Origin of the sequence: Enterobacter sp. SORGH_AS_0287, assembly GCF_031453695.1 — a bacterium.
GTDB classification, from domain to species: Bacteria; Pseudomonadota; Gammaproteobacteria; order Enterobacterales; family Enterobacteriaceae; genus Enterobacter; species Enterobacter ludwigii.
In genome coordinates this window covers 2389847-2403780 of the sequence record NZ_JAVIZW010000001.1, presented here as the reverse complement: position 1 = coordinate 2403780, position 13934 = coordinate 2389847, and the positions used below count along the sequence as shown (strand labels likewise).

The following is a 13934-nucleotide window of genomic DNA, read 5'->3' as shown; positions in this document are numbered from 1 at the left end:
AAATGCCGTCGCTATGTCCATTCAGAAAATCGCTCAGCTTGCTGGGGTGTCCGTGGCAACGGTCTCTCGCGTGCTTAACAACAGCGATACCGTGAAAGCGAAAAACCGCGAACGCGTCCTGCAGGCGATCAAAGAGAGTAATTACCAGCCCAACCTGCTGGCGCGCCAGCTGCGAACTGCCCGCAGCTATATGATTCTGGTAATGGTGTCGAACATCGCTAACCCGTTCTGCGCCGAAGTGGTGAAAGGCATTGAAGAGGAAGCCGAAAAGAACGGCTACCGCATTCTGCTGTGCAACTCCGGCTCTGACATTGAACGCTCGCGTTCGGGGCTGAGTTTGCTGTCCGGTAAAATTGTCGACGGCATTATCACCATGGATGCCTTCTCAAAGCTTCCTGAACTGGCCGCCCTGATTGGTGCCGCGCCGTGGGTGCAGTGCGCCGAATACGCCGATGCCGGTGCGGTCTCCTGCGTCGGGATTAACGATGTGGACGCCTCGCAGCATGCCGTCAGCCAGCTTGCCGACGGCGGGCGCGGGCGGATCGCGATGATTAACCACGACCTGAGTTATAAATATGCCCGCCTGCGCGAGCGCGGCTATAAGAGCGTTATCCACCTGAAAGATCTGGCTTACCAGGCGGTGGAATACGCCAGCGATCTCAGCTTCGGCGCCGGAATGGCGGCGATGCAAAACCTGCTGAAGGAAAACCCGCCGGACGCGGTTTTTGCCGTTTCCGATACCCTGGCGGCAGGCGCATTGCATGCGATCCAGCAGGCGGGATTACGCGTGCCGGAAGACATTGCGGTAGTCGGGTTTGACGGTACGGAACTGGCGGAGATGATTTCGCTCACCACCATCGAACAGCCATCGCGGGATATTGGGCGCAAGGCGGTCGATTTGTTGTTGAATAAAATCGATAACCCGGATGCGCCCACAGAAAGAGTGATGATGGGCTGGCGCTTTATCTCCCGCGCCAGCGCCTGATTATTTCGCTATTACGCCAGCCAGCGAGCGAATATCGTTTCCGGTCGGAGACTGATGAATACGCAGACCAAATTCATCCACCACGGCGAATATATGGTCGAAAATATCGGCCTGAATCGCCTCATATTCCGCCCAGACGACCGTGTTAGTGAACGCGTATATTTCAACTGGCAGCCCGTTAGCTTCTGGTGCTAACTGGCGAACCATCAGCGTCATATCTTTGCGGATCCGCGGGTGATTACGCAGATATTCATTTAAATAGGCGCGGAAGGTTCCAATATTGGTCATTTTGCGCAGGTTCAGCACCGATTCGCCTTCACCGTTTTCCTGATTCCAGAGCGAAATTTCTTCGTGACGCGCCGCCATGTACGGCTTAAGCAGCTTCGCCTGAATCAGCTGCTGTTGCTCCTGCTCGTCGAGGAAGTGGATGCTGGTGGTGTCTATATTCAGGCTACGCTTGATGCGTCGCCCGCCGGAGGCCGACATGCCGCTCCAGTTGATAAAGGCATCAGAGACCAGCGCCCAGGTCGGAATGGTGGTGATGGTATTGTCGAAGTTGCGCACCTTGACGGTGGTCAGGCCAATGTCCGTGACCGTGCCGTTGGCTCCGTATTTTGGCATCTCCAGCCAGTCACCGAGTTTAAGCATGTCATTGGCGGAGAGCTGGATCCCGGCGACAAGCCCGAGGATCGGGTCTTTAAACACCAGCATTAACACCGCAGCCATGGCGCCCAGGCCGCTAATCAGAATGGCTGGCGACTGACCAATCAGCAGCGAGATAATTAAAATCCCCACCAGAATAGCGCTCACCAGTTTTATCCCCTGGAAGATGCCCTTCAGCGGGAGCTGCGAGGCTGTCGCCATCTTTTGCGAAAGATTGAAAATGACGTCCAGCAGCGAGAAGAACGAGAGCAGGGCATACACCATCACCCACAGCCTGGCGCAGGTGGTGAGCATTTCCGCGGCTTCGCTGCCTTTTTGCAGCCACAGTACCGCCTGAACGTTGACAATTATCCCCTGCAGGGTAAAAGCGACGCGGTGAAATAACTTGTTCTGGGTAATGATTTGCAACCATAAATGGCTGCTGGCCTGCGCGCGCTTCTCAAAGGCCCGCAGGACCACTTTGTGCAGAATAAAATGAACGATGAGTGCGGTAAGAAAAATAATACCAAAGATAATCACTAAAGAGGTGGTGTGATTAATTTCAATGCCTAACTCTTCAACCTGAGCAATTAATTCCTGCATAACGTCTCCTGTATTGATGCAGCCCCATAATGGCGGCTGCGGATCTATTATGCAAATTCGTCAGGGTTATTTGACGGCGTGGCAGGTCGTCACCACCGGCAGGCACAGGTGATGGCGAACCCGCAGCGTCGCCAGCGCGAGGATCACCATCAGGCCAGTTTCCACCGCGAGGAAGAGGGTGATCGCCTGGGTGTAATCTCCGTGATGATTTTGCAGACCGTGCAGCAAAATCGCGCCAAAGATGGCCGGGCCGAGTCCAAGCGCCGCCTGCTGCAGCGTGCTCAAAATGGCGCTCGCCGCCCCGGCGTCATCAGGCTGAATATCGCGCATGCCAATACGATAAAAACTGTTCACGATCAGCGCCTGACCGTAGCCGACCAGCCCGGTCGCGGGTGCCAGCGTCAGCGCGGTATTGTGCATTCCCCAGAGGCGGAAGGTGACAATCAGCGCCAGCAGGCCCGCTATCTGGATCGCCAGACCGGTGAGCAGAATGGTACTGGTGCTGTAGCGGGCAATCAGACGCGGGGCAAACCACGCTGAAATAAAGTAGGTGACACCCAGGGCGATAAAACTGTTGCCAGACTGCCACGGCGCCATCCCCAAACCAGTTTGCATGGTTAACGCCATGCAGAACATAAAGCCGGACCAGACGCTAAAAAAGAGCAACGCAATCAGCACGCCAAAACGGATACTACGCAACTGCAGCAGGCGCGGCGGGATCAGCGGATGCGCATCGTCCCGCTCTTTTTTGCGGGCGTTGAAGGCCATTAACCCGGCAAGCGGAATAATGGCGATAAGCGCGACCTTGAGCGGCCAGGACCAGTGCCACTGCGGGCCAAGCGCCATCGGGAACAGCAGGCAGCAGAGGATGATCGCCAGCAGGACGGTGCCCGTCCAGTCAATGCTTGATGGCGTGTCGCGGCGGGTTTCCGGCACGTAGCGGCGGCTCATGGCCAGCACCACCAGACAAATCGGCACGTTGATAAAGAAGGCGTTACGCCAGCCGAGGCCGGCAATGTCCGCCGATACCAGCCAGCCTCCGCCCATCTGGCCGACGATAAACGCGATGCCGCCGATGCCGCCAAAGAGGCTGATGGCCTTCGCGTGGGCCGTACCTTTCAGCGTTACGTGCAGGGTGGCGAGAATTTGCGGCATGATCAGCGCCGCGCCAGCCCCCTGAAGAATACGGGCGCCCAGCAGTTGTTCAATGTTGCCTGCCATTCCGCACAGCAGCGAGGCCAGGCCAAAGCTCGCCACGCCCCACATGAAAAGACGACGGCGGCCAAGGTTATCCCCCAGCTTGCTGCCGAGGGCAAGGCAGACGGCAAAGGCCACACCGTAGAGGGCCACAATTAATTCCAGCTCGGTGGCCGTAGCGTGCAACGAGTGGGTGATAGCATCCAGCGCCACGTTGGTGATTGAGGTATCAATCAGCGGCAGCATCTGGCCGGTTAACAGCAATATCAGGCCTGCGCGGCCCGGTGAAACGACTGACGTATTCATGGTAACTCCATTGCGTCATTCAACAGATGGTCGTAGCATCAACGATCTGATAAACGGGTACCAGTTCTTACTTATACTGGTACTGGCACTACCATGCAGGGGGATTTATGGCGCTGATGTCTGAACCCGTCGTCTCGCTCAAGGATGACACCCGAAAACAACTTGGTGCGTTTTTACGCGCCCGACGCGAAAGCCTCGATCCGCAGCGGCTCGGCCTGCCGCGCAGCGGTCGACGCCGCACGCCCGGGCTGCGCCGTGAAGAAGTGGCCCTGCTGGCGGACGTCGGGGTGACCTGGTACACCTGGCTTGAGCAGGGCAGGGACGTCAATCCGTCCAGCGCGGTGATGGCCGCCGTGGCAAAAGCGCTGCAATGTACCCCGACCGAAGCGCGCCATCTTTTTGTGCTGGCCGGGCTACCGCCGGGTGAAGCACCGCAGGCCACCTGCTGTGAAGGGATCAGCGAAGGCACGCGCCGCCTGCTTGATACGTTAATGCCGAAACCGGCCAGCATTCAGAAACCCAATTTCGACATCGTGGCGTGGAACGACAGCTTTGGTCATCTGATGGGGGTCGATTTCAATGCGATCCCCCCGGAAGACCGCAACTGTATTTATCTGTTCCTCACCCACCCGGCATGGCGCGCCCGTCTCGGCAGACGTGACGATGTGCTGCCCGTTTTTGTCTCCTATTTCCGGGCGGCGATGGCCGAGCACCGGGGTGACCCGCTGTGGGAAGCCAAACTGGCGCGCTTCTTTGCGGTATCTGAGGAGTTTAAAAATCTGTGGCATCAGCGCAATGACGTGCGCGGTGTGGAAAACCAGCTCAAGTTGTTTACCCATCCTGAGCTTGGGGAATTTACCCTGCAGCAGATGTACTGGTACTCTGCTCCACGAAACGGTTCCCGGTTGCTGGTGTATCTGCCAGTAGATGAAGCCGGGGAGAGAGCAATGGAATGGCTGACGGAGCAGGCAAAATGAAGGTTACCGGCAAACAGGAGCGGCTGCTACGCCGCGCACTCAACGAGTGGCAACAGGAAGGCACATTAACCGCTGACGACCATCAGCGGCTGGCCGGTACGCTTCAACGCGTGACCATGGACTGGCAGCGGCTGAGCCGCTACGCCTTCTGGACGGCACTCGCCTGCGTCATTATCGCCATCGGCAGCCTGTTCTCGGACAGCGAACTGATGGCGCGCATTATCGAATTCTTCGCTTTTTCCTCCCTTGCCCGCATCGGGCTGCCGGCGCTCCTGGCCGTGCTGTTTTATTTGTGGGGCTTCAGCCGCCAGCGGCGGGAGACGCAGTGGCATTACAGTACCGAAGCGATTTTGTTCCTCGGAGTCTTGTTTACCGCCATCGCGCTCTGGCAGCTGGGTGAACGGCTGGATAACGGCAGCGGCCACATCGCACCCCTGTTCCTGGCCGGCTGTGCCGTCTATGGTCTGGTAGGCTTTTTCGGCCGCTCCGGGCTGGTCTGGCTGTTCTTCTTGCTCTCGCTTGGCAACTGGTTTGGCGCGGAGACGGGCTATATGTCCGGCTGGGGCGCTTACTGGCTGGGGATGAACTATCCGGTGCGCTTTATCTTTTTCGGCGGCGCGCTGCTGGCCCTGTGCTGGATCCTGCGCGCTGTGCTGCAGTCCCGTCATCTCTACACCACCAGTAAAGCGATGGGGCTGACGTATCTCTTTGTCGCCCTGTGGATCATGTCGATATTTGGTAATTACGATATCGATAACTGGTACAGCGTGACCCAGGCCTCATTGCTGCCGTGGGCGCTGCTGTTTGCGGTGGCGGCGGTTCTCTGTATTTACATCAGTCTGAAAACCGACGACGGCATGCTGCGCGGGTTTGGCCTGACGTTCCTCGCCATTAACCTCTATACCCGCTACTTCGAATACTTCTGGGATGGGATGAACAAGGTGGTGTTCTTCCTGATTCTGGCGGCGTCGCTGGCGGTGATAGGGCGGTATGCGGAGCGGATCTGGCATGCCGGGCGTGCGGAGAAGTAAGTTTTACGCGTTTTTATCGGGAAGACGCAGAAAACGCCGTCTGCGTGAGATGCTGGTTCAATGGCGAAACCAGGCAGATGACGCGTGATTGAAAACGGGCCGCAGTTGCGGCCCGTTTGTCTTAGCACTCGGTCACAATCGTGCTCAGCGGCAGGCGAGATTTTGGCAACGTGGCGTTGAAATCTTCCACGCTGTGGTGTCCAACCGGGACCACCACCAGGCTGGTGAAGCCTTTCTCTTTCAGGCCAAACTCTGCGTCGAGAATGGCGGCGTCAAAACCTTCAATGGGTACGGCATCCAGGCCCAGCGCGGCCACGCCTAACAGGAAGTTACCGACGTTGAGGTAAACCTGTTTCGCCATCCACTGGTCGTCATCTTTCAGATCCACGCGGTGCATGTCGGCGAAATAGCAACGACCTTTGTGATTCGCCGCTTTTGCTTCTGGGGTGTTGAAGCGACCGTCTGCCTCTTCCTGATCCACGACGCGCTCAAGCCACGCATCGTCCATGGCGGTTTTCGCGCAGAACACCACCACATGAGAGGCGTCCATCATTTTGCGTTCGTTGAACACGTAAGTGCCTGCCGCAGATTTGGCCACGCGCGCTTTACCTTCCTCAGTGCTGGCAATAATAAAATGCCATGGCTGGGAGTTCGTGCTGGACGGGCTGTACTGCAGCAGGGTTTTGATCTTCTCCGCTTCTTCAGCGGTCAGTTTCTTGCTTGGGTCAAACGCCTTGGTGGAGTGGCGTTTCAGGGCAACGGAAATGATATCCATAACAACTCCTGGTGATAAAGTTCGCCCGCGTGCGGGCGCGAAAAGGAGTGCAGATTACCGTGCGAAGCGGGAAAAGATAAGTGCATTTTGAGCGCTTAATCTGTTCGTCTCAGACGAACAATCAGCGCGGCCTGATCCATTTCTGGTCTTTTTTCGGCAGTTTATCGACGACCAGATTCCAGGAATCGTTGATGAGATCGGCCACCAGTTCCGGCGTAACATCGTCGGTGCCGTAGAGTGAAATCCAGTGCTTTTTATTGAGATGATACCCCGGCTCAACGCCGCGGTAGATCTGCTGGTTTAACAGGGATTTTTCCGGATCGGATTTCAGGCTGACATGCGGTCGTCCGTGAGCAACCGCAACAATCATGAAAATTTTGCCACCCACTTTAAACACATCAAATTCCGGCCCGAACGGCCAGCAGTGTTCGGTGAACGGCAGTTCCAGCGCCACGCGTTTGGCGTGTTCCTGCAGCGATTTACTGTCCATCAATATCCTCGGAGGCGAGTCCACGCCACATGGCTTCAAAGCCCAGCGCTTTAAAATCGACGGCGCGGGACGGATCGCGGGTGGCAAATTCCATGGTGGTTTCGGCAAGCGATAAGAACATGGCATCACCAAAGGTACGAAACTCATCGGACATAAATACCGGCCGCACTGCACGACGGCACAGTTCATGCAGCTCCGGGAACATCTCCTGCACGGCCTGCTCCGTTTCGGCGCTGATCTTCTCGCTGACGCCAAGCTGGCGAATGGCGGCGTGAGCGACAGGATTACGGATGCCCCAGTCCACGTAGCTGTTCCAGATATTGCGGGTATGTTCTTTGGGAAGGGTGAGCGTGCGATCAAGCTCCGCCAGCATCGTCTGGCAGAGATCCTGCTTCAGGTGCAGATAGAGGGCATTCAGCAGATCGTCTTTGGTAGCAAAGTAGCGGAACAGTGTGCCTTCAGCGACGCCCGCATTCCGGGCAATTAAGGCCGTTGAGGCGGCAATACCTGACTGTGCAAATGCAGCGGTTGCTGCGTCCAGTAAGGCCTGTTTTTTATCTTCACTCTTCGGACGTGCCACTAAATTGTTCCTCCTGTCAATTGTAAAAACCTTGATTGAAACACGTGCTTTGACAGGCTGCAACGCGCAATGTCAAAGATCGAAAACGTCTTGACGACTTTATCATCATATCTATAATGAGTGCTTACTCACTCATAATCAAGTTCAACCCGCGTAAACCATCGGATGGGGCGCGTTTTCGGGTCAGGATATGAAAAAGCCTCTATTCATCTGCGTGGTGTTCGTCATGATTATTGCTTCAGCTGCGAGTTTACCTTTTGTCCTGAATCCTGGATTTGGCCAGCCACCGCAGGGTGCGCAGCTTACCGAAGTGGAGGCCTCCCCGCAGTATCGCGACGGGAAATTCCACAATACGTTGCCGACACCGGGCTTCACCGGCGAGCAAAATATGCTGGTAGCGTGGTGGCAATTTCTGACCCGCAAAACCGAAAATGCCCGTCCCGCGCAGCCGCTGCCGCTGGTGAAAACCGATCTCGCCAGTCTGCCGCTGGAGCAGTACACGCTGGTCTGGCTCGGTCACTCGTCGTGGTATATGCAGCTGGCGGGTAAACGTATTCTGATCGATCCGGTGCTCAGTAACTATGCCGCGCCGTTCTCGTTCCTTAATAAAGCTTTTGCGGGCGAGTATCCCTGGCATGCGCAGAACATGCCGGAGATCGACCTGCTGATCATCTCCCACGATCACTACGATCATCTGGATTACGCCACCATCAGGGCGTTACTGCCGAAGGTGAAACGTGTGGTTACTCCGCTGGGCGTTGGATCTCATCTGCGCTACTGGGGCATGAAGCCGGAAATTATCGACGAGCGCGACTGGAACCAGTCGGTGCGCATCAGTGATGACTTAACGGTGCACGTCCTGCCGGCACGTCACTTCTCCGGACGCGGGATTAAACGCGATCAAACCCTGTGGGGGAGCTTTATGTTCGTCACACCGGCGCAGAAGGTTTATTACAGCGGAGACTCTGGTTACGGCCCGCACTTCAGGGCCATCGGTGAGCAGTTCGGCGAGGTGGATTTAGCCATCATGGAAAACGGCCAGTACGATCGGGACTGGAAGTACATTCACATGATGCCGGCGGAAACGGCGCAGGCGTCGGCTGACCTTAACGCGAAAGCTGTCGTGCCCGGTCATAACGGACGCTTTGTGCTGGCGAAACACACCTGGAACGATCCGCTGATCCAGCTGGCGCAGGCCAGCAAAGATAAAAATTATCGGCTACTGACGCCGGAGCTGGGTGAACCTGTTCACGTGAGTGATACCACGCAAACCTTTCGTGAGTGGTGGGAATAATGTTTAAGCGAGAAGCAGAGGGGGAGAGCAGTATGACCATTTCCGCTCAAGTCATCGACACCATCGTCGAGTGGATCGACGACAACCTGCACCAGCCATTACGTATCGAAGAGATCGCCCGCCACGCGGGTTACTCGAAATGGCATCTGCAGCGTTTGTTTATGCAGTACAAGGGAGAAAGTCTCGGGCGTTACATTCGCGAACGCAAGCTGCTGCTGGCAGCGCGTGACCTGCGTGAATCGGACGAGCGCGTCTACGATATCTGTTTGCGCTACGGCTTTGATTCGCAGCAGACGTTTACGCGTATCTTTACCCGTACCTTCAACCAGCCGCCTGGCGCGTACCGCAAAGAGAACCACAGCCGGACACACTGAACGTGTCGTTATGCAGAAATCCGACCGGGTAAGGCGCAGCCGCACCCGGTTTTTTTTTACTTACGATGCCAGTGAAAACCAGCGACGCCAGACGAAACGCAGGATGAAGAATTCGAGGGCGCCAAGCAGTAAAAACCACACGCAGAACAAAATGGTGTACAGCTGGTTAAGATCGACTATGTGGAAGATCGTCATCAGCTTTTTCGCCAGCACCAGCCCAAGCGACGGCGCAGGTAACAGCAGGCAGGAGAGCAGGGCCATCAACAAAATGCCCCCCGCTGTGAGCAGCGATTCTAACGGGTGTTTCATCTTAATGTTAATCGTCAGTTAAAAATGTCATTGTCCGGCATCGCGGAACGTAAAGCAATATAAACCCGGCAGACGTTTTTTGTTAAATCAAATGCACTTTTCTGCGAATAAATAACAGAAAGAGAATAATCTCTCAGAAGCGATTAAATTATTATCGCGTTATGTAAATAAATGTCCTTGTCATGCAAATAATTTTACAAACATATAAGTGCTATATCCAATTAACGTGGCAATAACAATGGCTGCGACAATGTATAACGCCAGGCGGCGTGCGCGATAAATACCAAACATGGTTCCTCCTCGTTTAGCGTTGGTTTAGAAATATTTTGTAAAAATCATCGTATTCGAATAATATTTATTAGTTTTGAATATCCCGGCAGTAATTATATTGCGGTAGATCAATTTTACCCGCAAGCCTTAAAAATGAATTTATTAAAGCCAGAAAGGAATTCAGGCTTCCGTCCACCGTATATTGAAGGAAAAATACGATGACCAAAAAAAATCTCTCTCAGAACATGCCACCTGCTGGTGGGCAGGCGTATCAGCAGACCGTTGAGCAAGTGCTTGCTAACAAGCAGAGCCAGGCAAGCGGCCTCGACCGTGCTGAAGCGCAGGCACGTCTGCATCATTATGGCCCTAACGCGTTGCCGGAGAAAAAAGGCAAGCCCGCCTGGCTACGTTTTCTCGCCCATTTTAATGATGTACTGATTTACGTTCTGCTTGCCGCGGCGGTATTAACCGCGGTTATGGGCCACTGGGTCGATACGCTGGTTATCCTCGGTGTGGCGGTAATCAACGCGTTAATTGGCCATATTCAGGAAAGCAATGCGGAAAAATCCCTGAAGAGTATTCGCAATATGCTCTCCAGCGAAGCGCGCGTCATTCGCAATGGCAACCATGAAACGCTACCGACAACTGAAATAGTCCCGGGCGATATTATTGTATTACGCGCGGGGGATCGTATTCCGGCGGATATGCGTTTAATCGAAGCGCATAATTTACGCGTGGAAGAGGCTATTCTGACCGGCGAATCTACCGTAGTGGATAAACACATTAATCCGCTGACCGGTGAATTACCGCTGGGCGACCGCACTAACCTGGTCTTTTCCGGTACGACCGTGAGTGCAGGGGGCGGCATTGGCGTGGTCATTGCCACCGGGCAAGAGACTGAACTTGGCCACATTAACCAGATGATGGCGGGTATTGAAAAGCATCGTACGCCGCTGCTGGTGCAGATGGACAAGCTGGGGAAAGCGATCTTCGCCATTATTCTGGCGATGATGGCGGCTCTATTTGTCTTCAGCCTGGTGTTCCGCGAAATCCCCATGGGCGAGCTGCTGCTCTCTCTGATTAGCCTGGCGGTCGCCTCCGTGCCGGAAGGTCTGCCAGCCATTATTTCTATCATCCTTTCTCTTGGCGTGCAGGCGATGGCACGCAAGCGGGCGATTATCCGCAAGCTGCCAACGGTTGAAACCCTGGGGGCGATGACCGTGGTCTGCTCGGATAAAACCGGCACCCTGACCATGAACGAGATGACGGTGAAAGCCATCATTACTGCCGACAGTTGCTACCGCGTGGACGGTAACAGCTACGAGCCGGCGGGGAACATTTATCTGGAAGGCAGCGACGAGCCGATGCAGATCCAGCCGGGCACCGTGCTGGAGCAGTACCTGCGCACTGTCGATCTCTGTAATGACAGCCAGCTGATTCAGGACGAACGCGGTCTGTGGGGCATCACCGGTGGGCCGACCGAAGGGGCGCTGAAGGTGCTGGCGGCGAAGGCGCATCTTGAGCCGGTGATGACCACCCTGATTAACAAGATCCCGTTCGATTCGCAGTACAAGTACATGAGCACCCACTATCAGATTGGTCACGAGGAGCACATCCTGATTACCGGCGCGCCGGACGTGATTTTCGCGCTGTGTAAACAGCAGCAGGCCCGTAACGGCGCTGAAGCGTTCGACCGCGCTTACTGGGAAACCGAGATGGAGCGCTATGCACGCCAGGGGCTGCGTATGGTTGCCGCGGCGTTCAAACCGGCGAACGGTGAGCAGGCGCTGACGCATGACGATCTGAATCACGGGCTGATCTTCCTCGGTATTGCCGCAATGATGGATCCACCGCGTCCTGAAGCGATTGATGCGATTCATGCCTGCCAGCAGGCCGGGATCCGCGTGAAGATGATCACCGGGGATCACCCGCAGACGGCAATGAGCATCGGCCAGATGCTCGGGATCACCAACAGCGAGCAGGCGGTGACGGGCTACCAGCTGGAGAAAATGGACGACGCTGAGCTTGCAGACGCCGCGGTGAAATATGACATTTTCGCCCGTACCAGCCCGGAGCATAAGCTGCGCCTGGTGAAAGCCCTGCAGGACAAGGGTGAGATCGTGGGCATGACCGGCGACGGTGTGAATGACGCTCCGGCGTTGCGCCAGGCGGACGTGGGCATCGCAATGGGCATCAAAGGCACCGAAGTGACCAAAGAGGCGGCGGACATGGTCCTGACCGACGATAACTTCGCCACCATCGCCAGCGCGGTAAAAGAGGGGCGTCGCGTTTACGACAACCTGAAGAAAACCATTCTGTTCATTATGCCGACCAACCTGGCGCAGGGGTTACTGATTGTTATTGCGCTGCTGGCAGGGAACATTATCCCGCTGACGCCGGTACTGATTTTGTGGATGAACATGGCAACCTCCGCCACGCTCTCCTTTGGCCTGGCCTTTGAAGCCGCTGAGCGCAACATCATGAAGCGTCCGCCGCGTCAGACCGGACAGCACGTGATGGATGCGTACGCCGTATGGCGCGTGGCCTTCGTCGGGACCATGATTGCCATCGCCGCATTTGCGCTGGAAGCCTGGCTGGCACCGCGCGGCCACAGCGCGGAGTTCATCCGTACCGTGCTGCTGCAGATGCTGGTCTGCGCCCAGTGGGTATACATGATTAACTGCCGCAACACTGAAGGGTTCTCCCTGAACCGTGGCCTGCTGGCGAACAAAGGGATTTGGCTGGTCACAGGCGTGTTGTTCCTGCTCCAGGCGGCAATCATCTACCTGCCGTTTATGCAGATGCTTTTCGGCACGGAAGCGCTGCCTCTGCGCTACTGGTTCGTCACGCTGGCGGTAGCCGCGGTGATGTTCTTCGTTGTAGAAATCGAGAAGCGACTGACCCGCAGGTTCCGTAAGGCTGCATAACCTTTTGCCCTCACCTTAACCCTCTCCCGCCGGGAGAGGGGATGCTGACCTCCCTTTCATTGGGCAGAGGGCCGGGGTGAGGGAAACACATCAGAGGTACATCCCCATGAAATTCCCGCTCCTGTTCGTCCTCCTCGCCCTCTTTCAACCCGCGTTTGCTGCTGCCATTCCGGTTCGCGTGGCGGTTGTGGAGCAAACGACCCACGCAGCTGAACGGCACGTGCCTGGCCGCATTGAAGCCATTCATACCGTCGAGATAAGAGCGCGCACGGAAGGCGTGATTACCCAGGTTCATTTCCGTGACGGACAATACGTGAAAAAAGGTGACGTGCTGTTTGAGCTGGACGATGCCGAGCCACGCGCCGCCGTGCGTCTGGCACAGGCTGAGGTAAAGAGCGCGGAAGCCACGCTGCGTCAGGCGCAGCAGCAGCTTTCACGCTTTGAAAGCCTGGGCAACAGCAATGCCATCAGCCGTCACGACGTGGATAACGCGCGCATGCAGCGCGATGTCGCCAGCGCTGCGCTGGAGCAGGCGAAAGCTCGCCTCGAAACCCGTAACGTGACGCTGGCGTACACGCGCATCACATCGCCGATTGATGGCCGCGTGGGGCACAGCCAGTTCCATGCCGGCAGCCTGGTGAACCCGTCAAGCGGCGTGCTGGTGGATGTCGTGCAGCTTGATCCGATCCGTATCGCCTTTGCGCTGGAAGAGGGGGCGTTTGCCACCAAAGCCGGACAACATGCGGATATCAGCGCCCTGAAGCGCGCCTGGCAGGCGCGGATTGACAGCAATGGTCAGCGCCTGAGCGGTGAACTGACCTCCGTGGACAATCGTATCGACCCGCGTACCGCCAGCGTGATGCTGCGCGCTGAATTTGCCAACCCGCGCCATCAGCTGCTGCCGGGCGGCAATGTGAATGTCTACCTGCGTCCGGCAAGCGCGCAGCCGGTGCTGACAGTGCCCGCTGCGGCGGTACAGCAAAACGGCGAGGGATTCTTTGCCTGGGTGGTAAACGCAGAAGGCAAAGCCGAAAAACGCCCGCTGAAGATTGCCGGACAGATTGGCCAGCAGTTTGAGATTTCATCCGGCTTACATCCCGGTGAGCGAGCGATCACCGACGGTGCCCAGCGCGTACAGCCTGGCGCAGCCGTGCAGATACTGAATTAAGGAGCC

The 13934-nt window shown here is 56.3% G+C and carries 13 protein-coding genes; 7 read left to right on the top strand and 6 right to left on the bottom strand.

From position 1 onward, the window contains the following. Positions 1-13 precede the first annotated feature (13 nt). Positions 14-985 (top strand): LacI family DNA-binding transcriptional regulator, encoded by a 972-nt coding sequence (locus QE396_RS11455; protein ID WP_020885140.1) that lies wholly within the window; start codon positions 14-16, stop codon positions 983-985. On the opposite strand, the gene QE396_RS11450 is transcribed toward QE396_RS11455, so the two are convergent. Together QE396_RS11450 and QE396_RS11445 are read right to left on the bottom strand one after the other, a co-directional pair. Beyond that, a complete protein-coding gene (locus QE396_RS11450; protein ID WP_020885139.1) occupies positions 986-2230 on the bottom strand; it encodes a mechanosensitive ion channel family protein in 1245 nt (414 codons plus the stop codon). A gap of 66 nt (positions 2231-2296) precedes the next feature. After that, entirely contained in the window at positions 2297-3733 is a 1437-nt protein-coding gene (locus QE396_RS11445; RefSeq protein WP_020885138.1) for an MFS transporter, read from the bottom strand. Between the two features lie 107 nt (positions 3734-3840). On the opposite strand from QE396_RS11445, the gene QE396_RS11440 reads away from it, so the two are divergent. Then, the gene (locus QE396_RS11440; RefSeq protein WP_014168966.1) at positions 3841-4710 is read left to right on the top strand and encodes a helix-turn-helix transcriptional regulator; all 870 of its coding nucleotides are present in this window, start codon (positions 3841-3843) and stop codon (positions 4708-4710) included. Beyond that, positions 4707-5741: a hypothetical protein gene (locus tag QE396_RS11435; protein ID WP_020885137.1), complete on the top strand. Its 1035-nt coding sequence runs from the start codon at positions 4707-4709 to the stop codon at positions 5739-5741. Before QE396_RS11440 ends, QE396_RS11435 begins: the two co-directional genes overlap by 4 nt. Before the next feature lie 121 nt (positions 5742-5862). On the opposite strand, the gene nfsB is transcribed toward QE396_RS11435, so the two are convergent. The 3 genes from nfsB to QE396_RS11420 form a co-directional block, all read right to left on the bottom strand. Continuing rightward, positions 5863-6516, bottom strand: a complete 654-nt coding sequence (gene nfsB, locus QE396_RS11430; RefSeq protein WP_020885136.1) for an oxygen-insensitive NAD(P)H nitroreductase — start codon at positions 6514-6516, stop codon at positions 5863-5865. Between the two features lie 121 nt (positions 6517-6637). Next, entirely contained in the window at positions 6638-7006 is a 369-nt protein-coding gene (locus tag QE396_RS11425) for an MmcQ/YjbR family DNA-binding protein (protein ID WP_020885135.1), read from the bottom strand. Beyond that, positions 6996-7586, bottom strand: a complete 591-nt coding sequence (locus QE396_RS11420) for a TetR/AcrR family transcriptional regulator (protein WP_020885134.1) — start codon at positions 7584-7586, stop codon at positions 6996-6998. The genes QE396_RS11425 and QE396_RS11420 overlap by 11 nt, the downstream gene beginning before the upstream one ends. Before the next feature lie 190 nt (positions 7587-7776). Between QE396_RS11420 and QE396_RS11415 the strand changes: the two genes are divergently transcribed. Both QE396_RS11415 and QE396_RS11410 read left to right on the top strand, forming a co-directional pair. Continuing rightward, positions 7777-8880 carry an MBL fold metallo-hydrolase gene (locus tag QE396_RS11415; protein WP_309951105.1) on the top strand — a complete coding sequence of 368 codons (1104 nt, stop codon included), beginning with the start codon at positions 7777-7779 and terminating at the stop codon, positions 8878-8880. A 32-nt stretch (positions 8881-8912) separates the two neighbouring features. Next, a complete protein-coding gene (locus tag QE396_RS11410) occupies positions 8913-9254 on the top strand; it encodes a RamA family antibiotic efflux transcriptional regulator (RefSeq protein WP_020885132.1) in 342 nt (113 codons plus the stop codon). A 60-nt stretch (positions 9255-9314) separates the two neighbouring features. Here the strand turns inward: QE396_RS11410 and QE396_RS11405 are convergent, their stop codons facing one another. Beyond that, on the bottom strand, positions 9315-9563 hold the full coding sequence (locus QE396_RS11405; protein WP_020885131.1) for a DUF1158 domain-containing protein: 249 nt from the start codon (positions 9561-9563) through the stop codon (positions 9315-9317). 488 nt (positions 9564-10051) lie between these two features. Here QE396_RS11405 and QE396_RS11400 point away from each other — a divergent pair, with 488 nt between their 5' ends. Together QE396_RS11400 and QE396_RS11395 are read left to right on the top strand one after the other, a co-directional pair. Beyond that, positions 10052-12760 (top strand): cation-transporting P-type ATPase, encoded by a 2709-nt coding sequence (locus tag QE396_RS11400; RefSeq protein ID WP_020885130.1) that lies wholly within the window; start codon positions 10052-10054, stop codon positions 12758-12760. Between the two features lie 106 nt (positions 12761-12866). Next, positions 12867-13928: an efflux RND transporter periplasmic adaptor subunit gene (locus QE396_RS11395; protein WP_032681515.1), complete on the top strand. Its 1062-nt coding sequence runs from the start codon at positions 12867-12869 to the stop codon at positions 13926-13928. The last annotated feature ends 6 nt before the right edge of the window (positions 13929-13934 follow it).

Bases quoted from the DNA above. Each gene is read 5' to 3' on its own strand.
- QE396_RS11455 (WP_020885140.1), top strand. From the start codon at position 14: ATGTCCATTCAGAAAATCGCTCAGCTTGCTGGGGTGTCCGTGGCAACG.
- QE396_RS11450 (WP_020885139.1), bottom strand. From the start codon at position 2,230: ATGCAGGAATTAATTGCTCAGGTTGAAGAGTTAGGCATTGAAATTAAT.
- QE396_RS11445 (WP_020885138.1), bottom strand. From the start codon at position 3,733: ATGAATACGTCAGTCGTTTCACCGGGCCGCGCAGGCCTGATATTGCTG.
- QE396_RS11440 (WP_014168966.1), top strand. From the start codon at position 3,841: ATGGCGCTGATGTCTGAACCCGTCGTCTCGCTCAAGGATGACACCCGA.
- QE396_RS11435 (WP_020885137.1), top strand. From the start codon at position 4,707: ATGAAGGTTACCGGCAAACAGGAGCGGCTGCTACGCCGCGCACTCAAC.
- nfsB (WP_020885136.1), bottom strand. From the start codon at position 6,516: ATGGATATCATTTCCGTTGCCCTGAAACGCCACTCCACCAAGGCGTTT.
- QE396_RS11425 (WP_020885135.1), bottom strand. From the start codon at position 7,006: ATGGACAGTAAATCGCTGCAGGAACACGCCAAACGCGTGGCGCTGGAA.
- QE396_RS11415 (WP_309951105.1), top strand. From the start codon at position 7,777: ATGAAAAAGCCTCTATTCATCTGCGTGGTGTTCGTCATGATTATTGCT.
- QE396_RS11410 (WP_020885132.1), top strand. From the start codon at position 8,913: ATGACCATTTCCGCTCAAGTCATCGACACCATCGTCGAGTGGATCGAC.
- QE396_RS11405 (WP_020885131.1), bottom strand. From the start codon at position 9,563: ATGAAACACCCGTTAGAATCGCTGCTCACAGCGGGGGGCATTTTGTTG.
- QE396_RS11400 (WP_020885130.1), top strand. From the start codon at position 10,052: ATGACCAAAAAAAATCTCTCTCAGAACATGCCACCTGCTGGTGGGCAG.
- QE396_RS11395 (WP_032681515.1), top strand. From the start codon at position 12,867: ATGAAATTCCCGCTCCTGTTCGTCCTCCTCGCCCTCTTTCAACCCGCG.